Genomic DNA, 19,482 nt, shown 5'->3' on the forward strand with positions numbered 1-19,482 from the left:
TCATCGTCAACCAGCATTTTGTTAGATATTCCTTTTTGTAAATTTTCTGCTCCTTGCCTTTTATCGCGACTATTGAGTCCCCGCGATCATAAGTCTTAACGATCAAACAGGCTATATAATCGTCTATATTCACATGAACACCACCTATTCATTAAGTTTCCATATACCAATTTCTTGTAAAAATGGATTTTGTAATTTTTGTTTCAACTCAATAATCCGAATAGCCATTTTCTTTAAGTGTTCTTCGAGCAAATCAGGTTCGTTGGAAATCCTTTTAAGCTTCGCAGAAGTTATATCAATGTTGAGCACGCCAACGAACTTTAAGTAGGGCTTTTCTTCCGATTCTTTTATGCCCCGATTCCTTGCTTCCTCGAGTGTGATTGCATTTGCAAATTTTGATGGGTATTCGGATTTTATGGTTGAAACTGCCTTTTTAATTTCCAGTTAATCTGGGACTCTTCTACAGCCAACAAGACCATCTCTATTTGCTCCAACGAAGGTGGCGTATCCCCGAGATCACCAAAACAAGAAAGATCGTACAGACGGTCAGAAACACCTTTGAGATAGTCCATAGCCACAGTCCACCCGCCTTCTCTCTTCGGCTGACGAGGGAATTTTACGTTAGTCTTCTCAAGTTTCTCGATCAATTTCTGTGCCTCAATTAGTTCGGTCACATGCACGTTATGAGCCGCCCGCTCATCCGAGTATTCTGCCTTAATCTGTTCCAGTTCGCGTTGTGCCACTTCGCTTATCGCTTTCCAACTTTCATGGGATTCAAGTTCTCTCCGCAGCCGTTCGTTCTCTTCTCGTAACTGTTTATTGGCTTTATCCAGTTCTCCGATTGTCAGGCACAGTGTATGCTCGATTGATTTCAGACGATTGATTTCATCATTTAATTTTTTAATCAATCAGTAAACCTCCATTCACCATTTTCTTGAAATAATGGATTTTGAATTTTTCGTTTCAACTCAATAATCCGAATAGCCATTTTGATTTAACATGATAACCATCACCAACATGGCAAATTGTCCACTTTTTCAATTCCAAGCTTAATCATCTCCCGTGTAGTTCAGTAGTCACAAGTGTTCGTTGGATTTATTGCCCAATTAACCTCATTTGCGTCTGTTGTACATAAACTCGGCATAGCCGATAATGGCAAAGAATCCGCCGACGATAACCGTTGTAATTATTCCTATTACAGTAAATACAATCATTCATGCACACCGCCTAGTCATCGAATTACATCGCTTCAGCTTGACTCGCCATCGACGTCGGGACAAACCGGCCATAACATTTATCCTTTACCGACTCTTCACCGCCGCAAATCGGGCAAGCCGTGGCCGAATGGTCGACTTCCTCGTAATCCTCGACGGCGAAAGTGATCGCGCACTCGTCGCACTCGTAAAGGTGCATCATAAGCGGCTGTTCAGCCGACTTTCCGGGGTAATTCACCCGATGTGGCCAGTCCAGCGGATTCCGGAGGCGCTCCTGGTAGATCAGCGTTCGGATCGCCCCGTGCGTGCTTCCGAGCTCCTTCGCAATTTCAGCCAACGGTTTTCCGGAGAGGAACAGCTTATGAAGCTGCTCCCTATCGACCATAGGTTTCATATCCGTTTCTCCTACCCCCATCTTTTATGTGCGGCTTCCAAATAACCGTTCAAATCCTGATTCTGTCTTTCCAGCGCTTCTATCCGCTGTATCGCCCATTGCAGCCATGTGGGGGAGTTGGCGATAAGGTGAGCGTTGTTTTGATAGTTGGACATGTTTTCTTCGTCTTTGTACCAAAGTTGACATACCCAATTATCGCTCCTAGGTTCTTCGATCGCATAAACTTCAGAGCAGTACCCCTTTGTGTAACTCCACGGTCCCGGCGTAGCTGCCGCCAATGCCTCTTTAATCTGCTGTAGGGTATCGTCGTTACTCATTTACCTTTTCGCCTCCTCGGCGGCCGCGCCGGAGGGAACGTGAATAAGTGCAGCGTGTAAACCTCCCCAATAACGCGGCCGTGTTCGTCGTATATGATTTCATAGGGAATGTCATAAAAATATGGATCCACGACGGATTCGCTCATTGTGCTTCAACCGCCCAGCCGAGGTACACGGACGCCTTCCGTAAATCCTCGTCGCCGCCTTTCAGATTGGCCCGAGCGACGTATTTAAGCACGTTCCCTTTGCAGAAGCCCCGGAACTCCTCCGGCGTCATTTTCGAGCGGATAAAATCAATCGTCTCGATGCCGCCCTGGGTGTAATGGTTCGGATGGTTGACGGGGTCACTGGCCGACGCCGCCTTGTCGATCGTGTCGATGAGCACGCTTCGATCGGCGCTCAGCTCGGCGATGGCCTGGTCACGTTCCGCCAGCTGCCGCTTAAGCTCCTGCGCCTCCTGTTTCCAGTTGTCCCGGTCCTCCTGCATCTCGGCAATCTCCACCGCTTTTTCCGTATCGTGCTGCGCCCACCGGGCAAGCTCCTGCTCATAATCCGCAGCGCGTGCCTTCAAGCCCGATATTTGTTCATGAAGCCGCTTATTCTCTTCCAGCAGATTGTCAACGGCCGCATTTCTCTCGTGAATCCTTGCCGTGAGCGCTTTGATTTTATCTTCCTCACGTTGTTCGTTTAATGCCTTTAGCCCCGTATCTTCTTCGACTGCTGCGGCGGGCGCCAGCGGATTTTTTTGGAGCAACATCTCGCGGGCCTTTTCTGAATTTATACCTTTAAGCCCCCATTTATCGATCCAGTAGAAAATAGAATTTGGTCGAAGCTCCCACGACCTTTCAATACTTGCGATCGTTTCGCCAGAAGCCAATTGCTCAAGAAATATGTCCCTTGTAAGCCCTGGGACCGGGCCCGGTTTTATCCTTTTATCCATCTCCCACAACCTCCGTTTCTCATTTCGTATTACCTTCGTCCTCTCGAGCAACATGTCGCCGAGCCGGCGGAAGTTCTCCCCTACCGGACATCCTTCGCGGCATAAACTGTCCGCTAAAATGTGGTTCGAATTATGTTCGCAGGCCTTGCAATGCTGCACGGTTAAAGCGTCGATCTCACGTAAAATAGAGACCCTATCCATGCTCATCTCACGTCCTTAAAGCGCCTCCGTTTGAAATCGAAGCCCATTCGCTCCAGTTTCCCGCGTATACCTAATGCGCTTATATCCGGGCCCAGCGCGGCCGCGATAGCCTCATAACCGTAGCCGGCTACCGCCATTCGCTTCAGTGTTTCGACTTCACCAGGCGTATATTTATGGCCGGGCATTCGCTCCGGTCGAAATTTGACATTAAGCTGATATAGCCGACGTTTTATAGATTGTTCGGTGCGATTGAGCAGCCGGACCAATTCCGGATATGTGATGCTTGGTTGCTTTACAAGCTGGAGCAGCAGCTGATCTTCATCCGCTCGCCACGAATCAATTTGTCGACTCTTTTGCGGTCGGATCTGGTCGGCCTTACGCTTCTCCTTGACCCACTCCGGCTCCGGCCCAAGCAAGTTTTCCTCCAGCCTGGCAAGGTCAAGAAGCCCTTTATGCACTGCGGCCCATTCCCAGAAGTCCTCGTAAGTAATGACCCATACCTTGCCCTTTTCACCGAATTGCTTCCGCCTGGCCGGCATTCCATATCTACTAATCCATCGCTTAACCTTGGAGTAGTCTCTGCCAAGTGCTTTCGCCAGTTGGAAGACCGTTATTCCGTCGAACGCCAGTTTTGAATCGCCAAGCTTAAGCTGAACAGCCTTGCTCCTTATCGCCGCCGGGCTGCGGTTAAGCCGCCCAGCAATAGCAGGCAAGCTTACGGCTCCCCAGTTCTTTAAGTATTCCAGCTCGTCAGGCTTCCAGCGTGGTCCTTTCATTCGTCCTCAATCCTTTTGATAGAATGCTGTCACAAACCCGGCAGCCTTAAGTGGCAGCCCTGGCGCCCAATCTATCGGTCGACCCATAATCTCCGTAACGTGATCCACGGAGCCGGTCCCGATCGGGACGTCCAGAACAACCTCATCGTGAACGTGCATCACGATGTCGTATCCCTCAGCATTAAGCCTCATCATGCTTTCCCCCAAGCAGTCCCGAGCAATCGCCTGCACCAAGTTCTCCACCAGACGGCCGCCGTAGGTCCGATGCGACATCCACTTTTTCTTGACCTGGTCCATCCCGTCGAACACAAGGCCATCTTTGTTGAATTTTGGATCCGACTTAATCTGCGGATTAACGTACGCCAGGCTGCGGCCACTCGGCAGATCGGCGAACAGCATGCCGGCTTCGTACCGATAACGAACGCCGTGCTTGAGCTTGACGGTCGTTTTCTCCCGAACCGCCGTTACGGCCGCCTCCTCTGTTTCGTACCAGAGCTTAACGATATTCGGATTCGCGTCCCGCCATTGGCGAACCAAACGTGGGTACTCCTCTGGATTGATCTCCTTCTTGGTGTCCATGGCCTCCATTGCGTTTGGACCACCCTGGTATCCGCAGGCCAGAACCGCGACTTTTCCGCGCGCCCGCAGTTCGTAATTGGCGTGCCCTTTGACGATTGTCTCGAATGGGACGCCGAACATGCTGGCCGCTGTTGCCTCGTAGATCTTCCCGTGATCATTGAACACGTTCAGCACCCATTGCTCGTCTGCCAGCCAGGCGATAACGCGGGCCTCGATCGCGTTGAAGTCGGCGACAATGAACCGGCAACCTTCTGACGGGATGAACGTGGTCCGAATGAGCTGGGAAAGGACAAACGGAGGCGCGCCGTATAGTATCTCTAGCAGCTCGAAGTCGCCGCTCCGCAGCGTCTCCCGCGCCAGTTCCAAGTCCTCGATCTTGTTTTGCGGCAGATTCTGCACTTGGATAAGCCGCCCCGCCCACCGCCATGTCCGGCCGGCGCCGCAGAACTGCAGCAGTCCGTGTGCCCGGCTGTCTGCGCACACCGCGCGCGCCATGGCGTTATACTTGTCGACGCTGGTCTTGCTCATCTCCTGCCGGAGCTCCAGAACCCGCCGCGTCTCCTCGTCCGGAGCGGCATCCAACAGCGCTGGCATAAACTCCTTGCTGAGCCCGTCGGGCGTCTCCAGTCCGCGCTCACCGAGCCAGGCTTTCAGCTGCGTTAGGCTGTTCGGATTGGAGAGCCCGGTTATCTCCCGGGCCTCCTCCACCAGACGTTCCTCGTATTGCTCGTCGCAGGCGATCGCTGCCTGGAACAACTCCGGATCCAGCCGGACGCCGCGATCGTTAATCTGCTGATCCAGAGCCCACAGCCGCCATTCGTGGTCCGGGATCGGGAAGCGCTCCAGCTGCCGGCGGACTTCCCGTTCGACGACAACGTCCTGCCGGTTGTATTCGATGTATTGCTGCCACTTCTCCGGGTCGTGATGCGGATAGTTCCGCGTTCGGCCCCCGTTAACTTTCGTCGGCTTGCACGGCACGCTGAAATACTTGATAAGCGCCTTGCCCTTAGCGTCCTTCTGGGCATCGAGCTTAAGCACCTCGGCAACGCCTTCCAGGTAGCCCGGCAGCCCCAGCGCGAGCGCCCAGACCGCCGTACACCGCCACTGAAGTGGATCGCATTCGATACCGAAGTGCTTGGCGATAGCCGTCCGTTCGAACGCAGCGTTAAAGGCGGTTTTGGTTACGGCCGGATCCGTCAGATCACGAAGTACGCGCTCCGGCAGTTCCGCGAAAGCCGTCAGGTCGATTACTTGAACTGGCTCATCATCGTAAGCGTATGCGAACAACAGGATTTCGAAGTCCGGCGCCTCCACGTAACGGTGGACGCCGCATTTTGTTAAATCTATGGATGAATAGGTTTCAAGGTCGATCTGTAAAACGGTCATGATTGAACAAGCACTCCTAGCTTCTCGAGAACGATGTCAATATGTTCGATAACGACTGCCGCCGTTGCAATGTCTTCCGGATCGCGGTTATTCGCCGTCAGGTACAGCGACGCCGTCTCAGCTTGCTCCTTGGCTTTTACAAGTGTCTTAATGAGAGCGTCTCTCCGGGCTTGATCGTGTTTGTTCATATCACCTTACCCCCATGCCGGCGCGGCCGCGTCGAGTTATACTGCATCTTGAGCCGGATCGCCTCCTCCAGATCGATGCCGAGATGACCGCAAGCGTCGAATATGCGGATAACCGTATCGGCAAGCTCTGTCGGAATGCCGCATGGCTTGTCGCCTTCGTAGTAGATTTCTGTAAAGCCCCTGCCGTTCCGGTAATCCTCCAGTGCCTCCGACAGCTCAGAATGCATAAGTGCAATCACTTCGCCGAAGCCACGCGGCTCCTCGTACCAGCCTTTATCGATCGCGTTCTGATGGGCTTCGTGAACAAGGTTACAAATACGCGCTTGTGCGCACTCAATGGCTAACTCCGCTTTTCGATCACTCATTGAAAGGTTTCCTCCCTGAATATTTGATAGAGAAAGGGGACCCGTTATCGAATCCCCTCCTGTTGTTAGCTCAAGAAATCTTCTTCCTCGCCGTCGACATCGACATCGAAGTCCTCGTTGGCAAAGTCATCATTTACACTGCTGCGGCCGCCCAGGAAGTCTCCGTCTTGTACCTTTACGACATTGTTCAGGCCGGCGGCTACTCCGCGATTACCCTTCGCGTCGAATGGATAGAAGTTGAGCGACACCCGCGCATAGCAGCCGCTGTAAACTTCCGTCGTGTCCGTGATCTCTTGGAATTTGGTTTTGCCGTCCGGGCCCTTGCCGATTGGCTTCGCGATCCCCGGTTTGTAATTGCTCGTCGCGTTCAGGAAATAATGGCCGGCATAAGCTTCGTCGTCCGGGCGCTCCTCGTCCCCGTCCCGCAGTGGCGTCTTGCAGTTCGCCGGGATCTTGCCGCCCCATTTGCTTTTGCCGAGCTCTTTGGCGGCATTAACAGCTGCCTGGATCTTGCGTAACGTCTCCTTGTCGCTCTTTGGGATCAAGATGGCCGTGCTGTATTTTTCTTCCCCGCCGTCGATGGATTGAGGTTCGAAGATGTGCGCATAAGAAAGCCGTACCTTGCCTGTGATTACTTTCGTTGCTTGATTGTCGATTGCCATGAAAAATCAGTCCTCCATTTCGATGTCTGCAAAATCAGATTCAATGCTATTGAGTTCTGGTCGTTTATCCGTTTCCGGTACAAGAACCGGTTTGCCTGGCGGCTTAATAAGCAGCCCATTCAAAAGAGAAGCTAGCTCCTTCTTACCAATTCGCTTCTCCAGTTCACCAATCCCAAGCAGCTCCCGCGGCTTAAGAAACGTCTCCGAGTCAAGACCTGTATCAGATAACCGTTTAAGCGCGGCCTCCTTATCCGTGAAAGTGCGGTTGCTCCGGCCCTCAACAAGCTTCCAACCCGAGACGCGCTTCCCCGCCTTGGCCTGGTCAAAGGCATATTCGAAGACGTCCTTCGCCCAAGCAGCGAGCTGATCGGCGATGTGCAGGATACTGCCGATTTCCTCCAGATCCAGCAACGCCGGATCCTTGAACTCGTAGGCCAGAGCTTTCATGTTCTCGTCGGCGCGGGCACGGCAATTTGCCTTCACCTTACACCAGCGGCAATGATCGCCGGCCTTAAACTCGCCTTCGCCGGCATCAGCCAAGAGCGCCGCCGGCCCGACGACCGTCTCCGCCCACTCTAGCAGCTCCTCGACGGTCACCGTGTCCGTACTGACGCTATCAAGCCGCGGCTGAACGATCGTCATTCGGACCTCGCGAATATCGTACAGGTAGCTGTAGCCCGACCAGGCGCCGAGCGCATAGAGCCGCATCTGCGGATTGCCGACGGCGCTAACCGGAACGCCTTTGCCGTATTTCAGGTCGATAACCTCCATAACCCTGTCAGCGATCAGAAGAACGTCTCCGGTCCCGAAGCCGTCCGGCACCCATTCCGAGAAGTCCAATTGCTCTTCCAGTAGGATGACAGCGTCGGCTGACCGAGCCTTCGCCTCCATATAGCGCTCCTCGACGATCGCGACATATTCATCGGTCGCGTTTTCCATCTCGGGGCCGTAATAGGCACTGGTTTTAATTTTCTCGAGTGCGTTGTCCAGGCGTTTCCGCTCTTTGGAATCGCAAGGAAGGAGCCGCCGGCGCAGCTTAATTTCGGACAGCTCATGAGCAAGTGTACCCTCATCGGCGTACTCGCTCCGCTTATCGGGGATGCCCTCCTGCAGCCGGGCACTCGGCGGGCAGTTAATCCACTGCGCAGCCTTCGACGCACCCAGCAAGGCATGTGCGCGCTCTGCGTGAGCCCCACTCATTCGAGAGCCTCCAGGTCCCGGAGGAAGGCGATTCGCTTATTAGCCGGCACCCCGGTCACGTTCGGGACGCCGTACTTCTGCAGCAATGCCTTGACCTTCTCCTTGCCTGCCGTTTTTGCTTTGGCTGCGGAAACCTCGCGCAGCTGTACGTCCGTTGGGATCTCCACTTCGTCGCTGTCGGTATCGTCGGCTTCGTATTGCACCGTTTCTGCCGCCGCTGTGCGGGTTTCTTCCTCGATTTCCTTCGCAAGGGCATCGACATTAGGCTCTTCGTGCTTCGATGCCGATCGCGGCTTACGCGTCTTCGGCGCATCGGCCGTTGAAACGTTCGTTTCAGCTGGAACGTCAGCGGGATTGACGCGCTGCATCGTCCAAGCCAGATCATGTACGAGCTGGGCAACTTCTGCCGCAGCTTCACCGGATATGTTAATTTGAATAGGCATATAGTTCTGTTTCCTCCTCGATGGTATGAATGCAATGATTGCAAACTTGCTTACCGTTCCACGGCTTCAGGAAGCGCGGATGGGCTTGCTGGACACATACGTCGCACGGTTCAAGTTCAACGAGATTCAGCACTTTGGACATAACGATTACCTGCCAACAGCAGCGGCGCAGCTCGTGCAAACCAGTTTGTCGCGGAATGTTTTCAGATCCCCTTCCGCCACCCCGCAGAATGTGCAACCAGGCTCGTATTTACGAAGAATTATCTGGTCTCCGTTGACGAATATCTCCAATGGATCTTTCTCGCCAATTTCCAACGTCCGGCGCAGCTCCATCGGGATTACTACACGGCCAAGATCGTCGATTCGACGTACAATTCCTGTAGCTTTAAGCATCCTCATCACCACCCTCGCTGACAGTCACGGTTACTTCGCGGAAACGCAACTTGACATATTGAATCAAAACGAGGTATTCCTCTGCGTACCGACTCTCGCCATGTCGTTTATTCACAGCCGCTTCGAATTCAGACAGCGTGCCCAAGAAGCAGCCCCGTGTTACCCCGATCTCTCCGGATTTCAGCGTGTAGGCTGTTAGCGTGCCGTCTTCCGATCCGACCGATGAAGCCCAAAAAATATGCTTGCTGGATTCCACCCATGCATTGCCGGACACCCATGCATCGCCGTACACCCGTGCATTGCCGTACACCCGTGCATTGCCGTACACCCGTGCATTGCCGGACACCCATGCATCGCCGTACACCCATGCATTGCCGTACACCCGTGCATCGCCGTACACCCATGCATTGCCGTACACCCATGCATTGCCGTACACCCGTGCATCGCCGTACACCCGTGCATCGCCGTACACCCGTGCATTGCCGTACACCCATGCATTGCCGGACACCCATGCATCGCCGTACACCCGTGCATTGCCGTACACCCGTGCATCGCCGGACACCCGTGCATTGCCGGACACCCATGCATTGCCGGACACCCATGCATTGCCGGAATGTTCAAGGTTTTCTTCCGATGCGATCCAACCGCCCAATTCGCCTTCTTCAACGCCACCGAATGAGCGTACTGCTTTGATTTGGTAGAGTGTTACGCCTAACCACTCTCGAGTCGTTTCGGTTAATACGTATTTTTTATCCATTGCTTTTCTCCCTCTGCCAGTGATAAACTGGCCTTAGATATGTTGATTTTGATTTGATTAGCTTCCTGCGGCTCCTACCCCGCAAGAGGCTTTTTCATTTTCTTGGCGTTCTGCCAAGCTGCGAATTCCAAGCAAACCATGCGTTCCTCGCGAGTTAACTCCCGCCAAACATATCCGGTTACATTCACGGCTCCTCACCTCCTTTCAATCACCGACTACAAATTGCTGCGGGACGCACTTCTCGCCATAGATGGCGTAGAGCGCGTTTTCCTTCTCCAGCGCTTCGATCTTCGCTTCAAGCTCCCGAATATAGGCCTCTTGTTGCATACACCGCGCCGCTAATTCTTCGAGGCGTTCGATCACTGCATCTTCGCCTCCATCGAATCGATTCGCCGGCATAAATCATGCTGCCACTCCGTGTCCCCGGCTTCGTGGGCGATAAAGGACAATTCCTTCAAAGCATCCAGTCGATAGACCAGATCAGCGTTTGCTCTCAGCAAAAACTCAATCTCGATCTGCTCGCTGTCCTGCAGCTTTTTATATCCACCGAGGCGTTTAGCTTTTAAGGTTAGATCCGCGAGTCGGCGATGAATGGCGTGAATTGCGATCATGAGGATCACCCCTTTTGCTTTCAAGTTTTTCGATCCACTCAACCAGCGTATCTTTTCGTATCCGGCGAGTGTTTCCTACCTTGAAGCTGGGAAGCTCCCCGGAATTACACCAGTTATACGCTGTCGCACGGCAGACGCCGAGATATTTCGCAGCCTGCTCAACCGACATAACTGGCGGCAGGCTCTCCAGCGTAATCATTTCGTTGCGCTGCTAATCTCGATCGTTATGTCGAGCGCAGCGCACACCTTGTTAATCGCGTCCTCGTTCCAGCGCCTCTCTCCTTTCAGGAGGTCGTAAAGATACTGAGACGTGTAGCCAGTCGCTTTTGCGATCGTTGGCACGTTCTTCCCCTGTGTATCCATCGCCTTTTTAACCGCTTCACTGAAATTCATCTTTTGTGCTCACCTCCATGAAGCAATTATCCAGCACATAGCTTTATTTATCAAACGGAGATATGAAGCATATAGCGTGATTTAGCTCGAAAAACAACAAAAATACGGCTATATGCTTTATTTTTCGCAAATTTAAAGCTATATGCGTGTTGTTTTTTATCTCGAGGAATGGTAACATCAAATTCAGCAAATAGCTTGATATTAATAAAAAGGAGGCTTTGAAGTGGAGAGTCCAAATAGGATTAGAGAATTGAGGAAGTCATTAAAACTGACTGGACCTGAGGTGTCCGCAAAATTAGGGATATCGACACAGTATCTTTACGACATAGAAAAAGGAAAACGAGGCCTGAGTGCGGAGATTGTAAGCAAACTTTCAGATATCCTTGGTGCTACTACGGATTACATTCTAAAGAAAACAGATACCAATCAGTATCATGAAAATAACTCCGATCCCCATGAAGAATCGGAGCTCGCAGACATTCCTATCGAACGACTTAATCAGTACAAGCTAACGTATAAAGGGCACACTTTAAGCAAAGATGAGGCTGACGATATTATTGCATTGTTGGAGGCGGCGTTGAAACGGTGGAAGGAATGACGCAATCAAGGTAATTTAAGACCTCAGTAACGTCGACACCTTGGTTCTTTAGTTGTATCAGATATTGCTCCAAATCAATAGTTTGCATAACCCTTCCCCCTGTGTCTTGAAATGTAGTAAGTTGATTATAGCACAGAATACGAACAAGCGTTCCTACAAATTGCCGACATGAATCGACACGAAAGGAGATTGTCATGGCGTTCCTTCTGGGGGAATGCCTGTTACAAGATCATCTCAATAGAAAAGGGATGAGCCAGTCCGAATTTGCCCGTCGCATGGGTTGTTCGCGCCAGTTTGTAAGCCAGCTTATCGCAGGTAAGGCATTCATGTCGCTCGAATTCGCTATAAATGCAGCCTATATTCTGGAATGCAAGCCTACCGACTTTTACATCTTAGAGACGGGAAAAAGGAAGCAGCGTAACAGGAAAGAGTAGAATTTTCTACTCTAGCCCCAGAGATTTTGTCCAGTATTACTTGACATCCTCATTTTTCTCATTGTATTAACAAAAAAGGGAAAATACTGTCGTATCGTGTCGATTTTTTAATTTGTAATATATGGTACTAAGGAGGCATATCAGAATGGCTAAAAAATACCCCAATGTTCGGGAACGAAATGGAAAGTTCCATTACCGCTACAGCATAAAAGATAAAGTAACCGGCAAACGAATTCAGAAGGAAACACCAGGATTTGCCTCGGCGAAAGAAGCTTATAACGAAGGTATCAAGATACAAGCCGAGCTGTTGAAAGGGACATATGTAGATGAGGAAAATATCTTGTTTACGGATTGGTGTGATCGCTGGATTGAGATTTATGCCGCAACTGGGAAAGTTAAAAATAGGACGGTAAATATCAGGAGAGATAGTCTCAAAATTGCCAAGAAGATGCTTGGTGGCCTTAAGCTTAACGAAATAACAAAGTTACAATATCAAGAGACGCTTCAGGAATTAAAAAAGAGCGGATACAAGAAAAATACATTGAAAATGTTCCACGCAGCGATGAGGATGCTGTTCAAAAAAGCGATTGAGTTGGAGATCCTTAGAACCGATATTACGGAAGGGACTACTGTTCCTGCTTACAATCCAACTGTCGAAGAGCTTGAGAATAATTCCGATCTGCCCAAATTTCTTGAGAAAGAAGAACTTGCGCTACTGCTTAATGCAGCGCTTGAGTTTGGAGACGATCAATATTATCGGGCGCTCTATGTTCTAGCTTATACTGGCATGCGAATCGGCGAGTTATGCGCTCTCAAGGTATCAGACATAGATGAAGTGAACAAAAAGATTTCCATTACAAAAACCCTTAACGAAGAAGAGGGTATTAGCAATTACGAACTTGGTACGCCTAAAACGATCAGTTCGGCTAGAAAAATTGCTGTTAGCGCAAAAGTTATTGTAATTTTAAAAAAACAAATAGCCTGGAGAAAAGCTTATAAAATGGCTACCTTGGATAAATTTTACAAAAAGGAAAATTTCTTATTCATTAACACAGAAACTATGCCAGGCCGACCAATGTCCAAAAAGAGGTTACAGGAATTCATGAAAGATTGTTTACGGCTGGCTGAGCTACCGACTGATTTTACTCCGCACTCTCTCCGTCATACCTATACTTCGCTTATGGCAGAGGCGGGCGTCGATTTAATCGCCATACAGAAGTTATTAGGCCATGAGAGCGGCAGCAAAACAACGGAAGCCGTTTACCTTCATGTTACCGAATCGAAGTTACGGAACGATGTAGACAAATTAGACGCGCTATTAGACGGACTAATCTAAGTGTGGAAAGTGTGGGATATATGTGGGAAACAATGCCGAATACGTAGTAAAATCAAGCTTTTGGCTACATCCCCTTGATGTAGCTATGCACGGCTTCCCCGGCATCTTTCACGCGCCCGTTCAGCCCTTCGTCCCCTTTCGCTACGCCTTCGTACAGGATAAGAACCGTAACCAACAGCAATACGGCTGCTAGCAGGCTGCGCATGCTTTTCACCTCTTTTTCCGCGTTCTGATCCTTAATTAAGGAGCTCGCCGATCTTCGTGTTGGCGTTCGTCCCTTGCTCTTGGATGCGAGCCTGCGTCCCCGTCGAATCCGCGGCGATAATGTTGTTGAACAGAAGCACCACCACCACGATCAGCATTACCGTCATCAAAATGTTGCGCATGCTATCACCTCCTTCTTGCGGCTCCTTCCGGTCTTATTCAGCCTAGCGAATCGAACAGCTTCTGTCCTTCCCGCACCCACGGATATATGAACACCTGGAACGTGTACATAATGGGAATGCCGGCCAGCACAAACAGTACGTAGGAGCCGGATTCCTTGCGGCTTTCCTTCTCGAGCTCCAGCTTCTCCTTATAATCCTGTATCCGCTCGCGCAGCAGCTCGTAATACTCCCGGCTTTCATGCTGCCTCAAAGCGTCGATGGTCTCCACGAAGCTCATGCCTTCGTCCGTTCCGAGCTTTTGCTTGAACGTCCGCAGCGCCGAGCCGGCGTCATGGTACCACTCCGCCAGCAGCTTTTCCAGATCGCCGCGCATCGTCCGGGCGAACGGCAAGCAGCGCATCAGCTTCGTATGGATATGCAAGGAGGAATCCGCCAAATAAAGCAGCTGGTTGCTGATAACGTAAATTTCCTTCGTAATCTGGTGGGCGCGCAGCCGGCGGACGTACCGAAGCAAAGGCAAATCCCCGAAAAGCAAAACAATCAGCGTGCCGATAACGATGATGCAGAACGTCCATGCGTTTCCGGCCAGCACCGATGCCACCCTTGCCAATACCGCCAAAACCAGGGCGGCAAACAATACGCCCAGCATAAGCTTGCGGGCAAACACGTACCATGCCGCATCGGCCGTCACGCCGCAGCCGGCCAGCAGCGCCTCGCGCTCGGCGAACGCCGGATGGCTCCGATCTATGCCCGCGAGCTTCATCCATCTGTCCGGCATTTCCCGGCGCTTCATCCGGCCAAGCGTCAAATGAAGCCATCTCGGCTTCCGTTCGGGCTTCAGACGAAGCAGCAAATAAAAGGCGAGAAAAGCAAATAGGTATTGCCCGGCTATCGCCGCCGCGTTGATTCCCGTTTCGATCCATGCGGCCATTTCAAACGGACCTCCTCCCCAAGCTGCGGCTCTCGGCCGTTACATTTTTTTGCGGGACAACCATAAGCCCATCAGAAATGAAACGAAGATGAGCATAACCGCATTAAGCAGCAAATCTCTCCCGTGCGGGTCCACAACGTAGTAATGGTAAGCGTTCGCCCCGTTGAAGCGGCAGTTGATGCCGATGAACAAAGCAAGGAAAAAGACGGGGGAAAAGTTGGCGATGCGGATTTCCAGCAGCTTGTTCCGCTCCTGCTCGTTGGCCCGTCTCGCTTTGCGCATATCGGTTATGAGCTCCTTCAATCCGTCCGCGATCGAAATGCCCTCGGACAACGAAACGCGCAGCAAATTGGCGAAATAATCCCCCCAAACGCTGCCTACCGCAGCCGAAAACAAACGCAAGCTTGTGTCGTCGTCGTCTCGCACCGACAAATTGCGGTATAGCTGCTCGAATACGGGCTGCATCGGGCCGATCAAGCGGCGCTCTTCGATGGTTCGCTGCAGCGCGACCCGAACCTGCCTCCCGCCCGTCACCAAATAACATTGGTAAAACAGCTCCACCGCAGGCAAAAAATCATGCTGCGCCCGCTGCCTCCGCTGAACGAGCATGGCCCGAAGCACCGTATACGGCAGCAGAGCGGCGACGGCTCCTATTAGCAGCACTCCTTTGGCGCTTTGGAAGAACAGCCCGCCGGCCGCGATTCCGCCGAGCAGCAGCATAAAAGAAAGAAATACAAAGCCAAGCGGCTGCATGTTCAGCTGCAGCGTCTCAAGCAGGTCCGACAAATGAGTATGCAGCCTGCCCATCTCGCGAAGCCGATCCGCCATTCGCCGGCTGATGGCGTTGTTCGCTCTATAAGCGAGTCTGCTGCGCTTGTCGGTTCGCCTCGTCCATTCAACCATTAGACGGTAAATAACGACAAATACCAAAGCGGCCAGCAGTACCATGGCCGCGGCTATGGATATGTTCAGCATCGACTGTCCGCCTCCCGAATTTCCCGCTCAAACGGAGCGTTTGGAAACCGCCACTCTCCGTTTTTTTCGTCGTAGACGACCCAGTCCCGCACCGTCGCGTCGGTTCCGGACCATCCGATCCGGCCGATCCGCGCAACGATTCTTCTTCCGCCGATATTCCGCATCTCGATGCCGACCTGCGCGACATATGTGGCAACCCGCTTCGTCAGCCTTTCCGGATTCATCCCCCTGCCGTCTAACATGCACATATCGGCAATCGTCTCCGGCACGTCCTCCAGCTTATTCGCATGCACCGTCGTCATGCTGCCGGAATGTCCCCGGGTACAGGCCCGCACGTAGATGTTTGCGTCTTCGTCCCGAATTTCGGCGTGTACGATGCGCTGAGGCGACTGGCGAAGCGCCAGCTTGAACGCCTGCGCCGAGCGGTGAAGCGGATCGTCCTCGTCCGCTTCGTATTCGATGATGTTTTTGTCCGGAAAATCCCGCCCGAGCATCATCTCCCTCCGTCCCTCGATCGTAACGATTCTTTCCTCGGCGGGCAGCTCCGCGATAAGCGCCTTCATTAAGTTCGTCTTGCCCGAGTTCGTCGGGCCGATGATGACCAAGTTAAGCCGCTCGTGCAATATTTGCCGCAGCAGCTTGACGATGACGGCGTTAACCGTACCGTATGAGGGCCCGGCGAGCTCGTCCAGGCTAAACGTCTTGACCGTATAAAACCGGATCGTCAGCGTCGGCTTGGCCGTATAGCCGAAGCCGGTCATCGTCACGCGAGAGCCGTCCTTCAGCATCACCTCGGCCCATCGTTTGCGCGGATTAATCCGGTCGTTGTTAAACAGCACCAGATTCTGCTGAATGCGCTCGACATCACGTTCATGCTCGAACCGGTAGGCGGACGGGACCGCTTCTCCCCGTCTAACCTCGAAAATCCGGGTTCCGACCACCTGAATTTCCTCCAGCCCTTCCTTGTCGCGAAGCACAAGCTCCAATACGTTAAGTCCGATCACTTCGGCAAACAACGCTTCCGCCAGCGTTTGATACGGATGGCTGTATCCGTCCAGCTGATGAATCCGGAGCCGAATCAACCGGTCGGCGATCATCGCCAGTACCCGCTCCCGCTCCTTCGCGAACCCCAGCACGGCGCGGTTCAGCGTTTCGTTGTATTCGCGGCGCTCCTCTTCAGTCAGTCCTTGCGGCGAAGACAAATAGCTCCGAATGTCTTCGGCCAACCGGCCGAACTCGCTCCGGGACGTTTCCCCGGAGTTTGTCGTCTCGGCGGACAGCTGCTCCTCGCGGCGCAGGCGAGCCGAATAATCCGAGGGCGAGAACCGCTTCTCCCCCGCGGTCAAGAGCCGACGCCTCCCCGATGCTCCAGCAGCTTCCGGTACCACGGCTGAGCCGTGATCAACTGGTGTCTGGCTCTGACCAAGCCGTAGCGGTTCATCAGCGTTTCCGCTTCCTTGCCCATCGCTTGCTTGCCTGCAGCATCGCCGCTTAGCCATTGTTCGAAGCTTCCGCTGTCGAGCGAAGCAAACATCGACGGTTCCAATCGAAGCTCGCCTAGCTTCATCGTGCCTAATTCCTTGCAAATCTCCTTCACGCGATATCCTCCGTTTCGCATAGGTGATTGAATAACGATGGTTTCATATTGGCTCGGCTCAATGCCGAACAGGGGCGATACGCTCGATATCCACTTCTTCCCGTCCTCCTGAAAATGGGACAAAGCGGGCGTCGTGACCAAAATTCTCGTTCCCGCGCGGCGAAGCCCGATAATCGTGGCGGCATTGTCCCAATAAGCGCCGGCGTCAAGCACAACAATCGAAAAGATCTCCTCCGCGCAAGCGATCAAATGCTCCGCTTCTTCCGGCGTGAAATATTCCGCTTGATCCCTCGCCATATTGCCGAACAGGACGTGCAGCGCCGGCGCGCTTCTCGGGCGGTGCATCGACCGAAGCAGCTTATCCGCCGTCAAGCTTCCCGAACGCAAATCGGCGCGGAGCCTGTCCAGCGTCACTTCAGGCTCGTCGATGCCGAGATAACGGTGGATTTTGGCGCTCTTTAAATGAAGGCAAAAATAACCGACCGGCTTTTCCGTCTTTTCCGCCATCCGATAAGCTGCCGCGAAGGAAGCGACCGTCGTGCCGATGTTAGGTGTCGTTCCTACGAAGGCGACGATCGGAGCCAAACTGCTCATGGCGCCTCCTCCCCTTCTGCCGCTGCGGCGGCGTCCATCGTCTCCGGACTGTAGGCAATGACGATTTGGTTCGTGCCGTCTTTGCAGGCGGTATCGATCGCAAGCCACTGCGCTTCGGTCAAATTCAGATTGATATATTCAATCATGCCGTTCGCATCTCTTCGGGACGCATACATCCGCTCTTTGTCCCCTTCCGCCAGCGAAAGCAGATGGGGATCGTCCATATTGTCGATCTCCATGTTGCTGGAAGATTTGACCGACGCCACTTTGACCGTCTCCTCAAACAGCCGGCCCGAAGCCGCGCCTTCGCCGGACAAATAAACGACAACCCTGTCTCCCGCCCTTATCCCGTTCGAGATCGAGCGGATATAATCTTTAGGAATTTGAAAGGTCGATTCGTTCGGCCCCGGGAACAGATTGAAGCGATCGACCTTCCAGGACAATATCGGTTCGCCCTCTCCAAGCGGTATAACCGCCTCCATGCCCGCGGCGGCCTGTATATCGGCGATCGCTTCGCCGTCGTAGACCCCCTTCGGCACAAGCCGGAGAGCCAAATCGCCGGCGGCGATCGTTTCGCCTGCGCCGATAAACCGCTTCGGCACCACGACATAGGTCATCCCTTCTCTCGCCGTCCGGATTTCCTGCAACCTTCCGATCGCATAAACAAGCAGCACCGCAAAAAGCGCGGCTGCCGCCGTCATGACCAGGCTTCTTCTTCTGTTCATCGCCTCTCCTTCCCCGAGCGGACAAAAAAAAGAACGCAGCATCGGCCAACAGGCCAAAGCATGCGTTCTTCGCATTGCGTCGCTCATATTTAGTAATCATTATCTAATTAAATTATCCTAATAATAGCACTCTAATAATAGAGATGTCTACTATTTTTGATAAAAACTTCTATCGATGACCTTCCAAGCAGAGTGACGCGGTAAAAACAATCTGCTTAAAGCCCGCTCGATGCAGGGTCCGGTCAAAAATCGATTAATCCTACGCTAATTTGCAGAGCTTCGTCAACCTTGCGCATCGTCTCGTGGTCCAAATGTGTAATTTTGTCCGTCAGACGCTGCTTGTCAATGGTTCGGATCTGTTCGAGCAAAACGACAGAATCCCTGTCAAAGCCGTGTGTGGCGGCGTCCATCTCGACATGCGTGGGCAGCTTCGCCTTTTGAATTTGAGCGGTAATGGCTGCCACAATAACGGTCGGACTGAACCGGTTGCCGATATCGTTCTGAATGACAAGCACTGGTCTTACGCCTCCTTGCTCCGATCCGACGACCGGAGACAAATCCGCAAAAAACACATCGCCGCGTTTAACGATCAAGATCTACACCCCGCTTACGAGGCGACCGAGCGTATGGTCAGCCTCTTCCTCCGCTTGAAATGCTTCCGAGGCCATGTTCAGGTTGATTTTAGCCATCTCCAGATACCCTCGCTGCATCGATTCGCGAATTTGCCGCTTCTTGCGTTCCACCAGATACAGCTTCATCGCCTGACGAATAAACTCGCTCCGGTTGGAATTTTCCTTCGCGACGATTCCATCAACCTCTTCCAGCAATTGATCCGGTAAGCTAATCATTATCCTCTTCGTATTGTGCATATTGGCCACCGAACAAGCACCTCCAAAACTTTTCCAACCTAATAGTTACATTATGACTTAATCAAGCCGGGTCTATACTTCAACATATCTATGTGCCGCGTATATCAATTATGCTGCACGCGGACGCGCAAGTTGCCCGCCCCGTCCGAAAGCTACACTATAATTTTTCGGTAACGAACGCGAAAATCCTCTTGCCGAAAATGAAATGATTCATGTTA

Annotated in this window: 29 protein-coding genes and 1 pseudogene; 3 read left to right on the forward strand and 27 right to left on the reverse strand. The window is 52.4% G+C overall.

Features of this window, described 5'->3' with window-relative positions; translation table 11 throughout:
- Positions 1-413: 413 nt before the first annotated feature.
- From ACFSW5_RS04220 to ACFSW5_RS04305, 18 genes and pseudogenes are all read right to left on the reverse strand, one after another.
- On the reverse strand, positions 414-908 hold the full coding sequence (locus tag ACFSW5_RS04220; protein WP_379270161.1) for a hypothetical protein: 495 nt from the start codon (positions 906-908) through the stop codon (positions 414-416).
- A 331-nt stretch (positions 909-1,239) separates the two neighbouring features.
- On the reverse strand, positions 1,240-1,608 hold the full coding sequence (locus tag ACFSW5_RS04225) for a hypothetical protein (protein ID WP_379270162.1): 369 nt from the start codon (positions 1,606-1,608) through the stop codon (positions 1,240-1,242).
- Positions 1,609-1,619: 11 nt separating this feature from the next.
- Entirely contained in the window at positions 1,620-1,925 is a 306-nt protein-coding gene (locus ACFSW5_RS04230; RefSeq protein WP_379270163.1) for a hypothetical protein, read from the reverse strand.
- A 142-nt stretch (positions 1,926-2,067) separates the two neighbouring features.
- Entirely contained in the window at positions 2,068-2,682 is a 615-nt protein-coding gene (locus ACFSW5_RS04235) for a DUF3310 domain-containing protein (RefSeq protein WP_379270201.1), read from the reverse strand.
- Positions 2,683-2,925: 243 nt separating this feature from the next.
- A pseudogene (locus tag ACFSW5_RS04240) lies at positions 2,926-3,072 on the reverse strand (zinc-finger domain-containing protein); the annotation flags it as partial.
- The gene (locus tag ACFSW5_RS04245; protein ID WP_379270164.1) at positions 3,069-3,842 is read right to left on the reverse strand and encodes a hypothetical protein; all 774 of its coding nucleotides are present in this window, start codon (positions 3,840-3,842) and stop codon (positions 3,069-3,071) included. The gene ACFSW5_RS04245 and the pseudogene ACFSW5_RS04240, both read right to left, overlap by 4 nt.
- A 6-nt stretch (positions 3,843-3,848) precedes the next feature.
- Positions 3,849-5,807, reverse strand: a complete 1,959-nt coding sequence (locus tag ACFSW5_RS04250) for a DNA polymerase (RefSeq protein ID WP_379270165.1) — start codon at positions 5,805-5,807, stop codon at positions 3,849-3,851.
- Positions 5,804-5,995 carry a hypothetical protein gene (locus tag ACFSW5_RS04255; RefSeq protein ID WP_379270166.1) on the reverse strand — a complete coding sequence of 64 codons (192 nt, stop codon included), beginning with the start codon at positions 5,993-5,995 and terminating at the stop codon, positions 5,804-5,806. Before ACFSW5_RS04255 ends, ACFSW5_RS04250 begins: the two co-directional genes overlap by 4 nt.
- Positions 5,992-6,360: a hypothetical protein gene (locus ACFSW5_RS04260; RefSeq protein WP_379270167.1), complete on the reverse strand. Its 369-nt coding sequence runs from the start codon at positions 6,358-6,360 to the stop codon at positions 5,992-5,994. The genes ACFSW5_RS04255 and ACFSW5_RS04260 overlap by 4 nt, the downstream gene beginning before the upstream one ends.
- A gap of 65 nt (positions 6,361-6,425) precedes the next feature.
- On the reverse strand, positions 6,426-7,022 hold the full coding sequence (locus ACFSW5_RS04265) for a DUF2815 family protein (protein WP_379270168.1): 597 nt from the start codon (positions 7,020-7,022) through the stop codon (positions 6,426-6,428).
- A gap of 6 nt (positions 7,023-7,028) precedes the next feature.
- Positions 7,029-8,222, reverse strand: coding sequence for a DUF2800 domain-containing protein (locus ACFSW5_RS04270; protein ID WP_379270169.1), 1,194 nt, complete (start codon positions 8,220-8,222; stop codon positions 7,029-7,031).
- On the reverse strand, positions 8,219-8,665 hold the full coding sequence (locus tag ACFSW5_RS04275) for a hypothetical protein (protein WP_379270170.1): 447 nt from the start codon (positions 8,663-8,665) through the stop codon (positions 8,219-8,221). The genes ACFSW5_RS04270 and ACFSW5_RS04275 overlap by 4 nt, the downstream gene beginning before the upstream one ends.
- Positions 8,666-8,812: 147 nt before the next feature.
- A complete protein-coding gene (locus tag ACFSW5_RS04280) occupies positions 8,813-9,058 on the reverse strand; it encodes an AbrB/MazE/SpoVT family DNA-binding domain-containing protein (protein WP_379270171.1) in 246 nt (81 codons plus the stop codon).
- Entirely contained in the window at positions 9,051-9,815 is a 765-nt protein-coding gene (locus tag ACFSW5_RS04285) for a hypothetical protein (RefSeq protein ID WP_379270172.1), read from the reverse strand. The genes ACFSW5_RS04280 and ACFSW5_RS04285 overlap by 8 nt, the downstream gene beginning before the upstream one ends.
- A 204-nt stretch (positions 9,816-10,019) precedes the next feature.
- The gene (locus tag ACFSW5_RS04290; protein WP_379270173.1) at positions 10,020-10,178 is read right to left on the reverse strand and encodes a hypothetical protein; all 159 of its coding nucleotides are present in this window, start codon (positions 10,176-10,178) and stop codon (positions 10,020-10,022) included.
- Entirely contained in the window at positions 10,175-10,426 is a 252-nt protein-coding gene (locus ACFSW5_RS04295; RefSeq protein WP_379270203.1) for a DUF7667 family protein, read from the reverse strand. Before ACFSW5_RS04295 ends, ACFSW5_RS04290 begins: the two co-directional genes overlap by 4 nt.
- A complete protein-coding gene (locus ACFSW5_RS04300; RefSeq protein ID WP_379270174.1) occupies positions 10,371-10,625 on the reverse strand; it encodes a helix-turn-helix domain-containing protein in 255 nt (84 codons plus the stop codon). Before ACFSW5_RS04300 ends, ACFSW5_RS04295 begins: the two co-directional genes overlap by 56 nt.
- Positions 10,622-10,819 (reverse strand): helix-turn-helix domain-containing protein, encoded by a 198-nt coding sequence (locus ACFSW5_RS04305; protein WP_379270175.1) that lies wholly within the window; start codon positions 10,817-10,819, stop codon positions 10,622-10,624. Before ACFSW5_RS04305 ends, ACFSW5_RS04300 begins: the two co-directional genes overlap by 4 nt.
- A gap of 223 nt (positions 10,820-11,042) precedes the next feature.
- On the opposite strand from ACFSW5_RS04305, the gene ACFSW5_RS04310 reads away from it, so the two are divergent.
- The 3 genes from ACFSW5_RS04310 (at position 11,043) to ACFSW5_RS04320 (ending at position 13,187) form a co-directional block, all read left to right on the forward strand.
- Entirely contained in the window at positions 11,043-11,417 is a 375-nt protein-coding gene (locus ACFSW5_RS04310; protein ID WP_379270176.1) for a helix-turn-helix domain-containing protein, read from the forward strand.
- A 194-nt stretch (positions 11,418-11,611) separates the two neighbouring features.
- The gene (locus ACFSW5_RS04315) at positions 11,612-11,851 is read left to right on the forward strand and encodes a helix-turn-helix transcriptional regulator (protein ID WP_379270177.1); all 240 of its coding nucleotides are present in this window, start codon (positions 11,612-11,614) and stop codon (positions 11,849-11,851) included.
- A 145-nt stretch (positions 11,852-11,996) separates the two neighbouring features.
- Positions 11,997-13,187, forward strand: coding sequence for a tyrosine-type recombinase/integrase (locus tag ACFSW5_RS04320; RefSeq protein WP_379270178.1), 1,191 nt, complete (start codon positions 11,997-11,999; stop codon positions 13,185-13,187).
- Positions 13,188-13,251: 64 nt separating this feature from the next.
- Here ACFSW5_RS04320 and ACFSW5_RS04325 read toward each other — a convergent pair whose 3' ends face one another.
- The 9 genes from ACFSW5_RS04325 to ACFSW5_RS04365 form a co-directional block, all read right to left on the reverse strand.
- On the reverse strand, positions 13,252-13,392 hold the full coding sequence (locus ACFSW5_RS04325; RefSeq protein ID WP_379270179.1) for a hypothetical protein: 141 nt from the start codon (positions 13,390-13,392) through the stop codon (positions 13,252-13,254).
- A 31-nt stretch (positions 13,393-13,423) separates the two neighbouring features.
- Positions 13,424-13,573, reverse strand: a complete 150-nt coding sequence (locus ACFSW5_RS04330; RefSeq protein WP_379270180.1) for a hypothetical protein — start codon at positions 13,571-13,573, stop codon at positions 13,424-13,426.
- Positions 13,574-13,610: 37 nt separating this feature from the next.
- Positions 13,611-14,504: a hypothetical protein gene (locus tag ACFSW5_RS04335; protein ID WP_379270181.1), complete on the reverse strand. Its 894-nt coding sequence runs from the start codon at positions 14,502-14,504 to the stop codon at positions 13,611-13,613.
- A 39-nt stretch (positions 14,505-14,543) separates the two neighbouring features.
- Positions 14,544-15,479, reverse strand: coding sequence for a type II secretion system F family protein (locus ACFSW5_RS04340; RefSeq protein WP_379270182.1), 936 nt, complete (start codon positions 15,477-15,479; stop codon positions 14,544-14,546).
- Entirely contained in the window at positions 15,473-16,825 is a 1,353-nt protein-coding gene (locus tag ACFSW5_RS04345; RefSeq protein WP_379270183.1) for an ATPase, T2SS/T4P/T4SS family, read from the reverse strand. The genes ACFSW5_RS04340 and ACFSW5_RS04345 overlap by 7 nt, the downstream gene beginning before the upstream one ends.
- Positions 16,822-17,670 (reverse strand): hypothetical protein, encoded by an 849-nt coding sequence (locus ACFSW5_RS04350; protein ID WP_379270184.1) that lies wholly within the window; start codon positions 17,668-17,670, stop codon positions 16,822-16,824. The genes ACFSW5_RS04345 and ACFSW5_RS04350 overlap by 4 nt, the downstream gene beginning before the upstream one ends.
- A complete protein-coding gene (locus ACFSW5_RS04355) occupies positions 17,667-18,395 on the reverse strand; it encodes an SAF domain-containing protein (RefSeq protein WP_379270185.1) in 729 nt (242 codons plus the stop codon). The genes ACFSW5_RS04350 and ACFSW5_RS04355 overlap by 4 nt, the downstream gene beginning before the upstream one ends.
- A 242-nt stretch (positions 18,396-18,637) precedes the next feature.
- Positions 18,638-18,988 carry a type II toxin-antitoxin system PemK/MazF family toxin gene (locus ACFSW5_RS04360; RefSeq protein WP_379270186.1) on the reverse strand — a complete coding sequence of 117 codons (351 nt, stop codon included), beginning with the start codon at positions 18,986-18,988 and terminating at the stop codon, positions 18,638-18,640.
- A 3-nt stretch (positions 18,989-18,991) separates the two neighbouring features.
- On the reverse strand, positions 18,992-19,273 hold the full coding sequence (locus tag ACFSW5_RS04365; protein ID WP_379270187.1) for a CopG family ribbon-helix-helix protein: 282 nt from the start codon (positions 19,271-19,273) through the stop codon (positions 18,992-18,994).
- Between the last annotated feature and the right edge of the window lie 209 nt (positions 19,274-19,482).

This window comes from Paenibacillus thailandensis, from assembly GCF_042685365.1.
GTDB classification, from domain to species: domain Bacteria; phylum Bacillota; class Bacilli; order Paenibacillales; family Paenibacillaceae; genus Paenibacillus_AP; species Paenibacillus_AP thailandensis.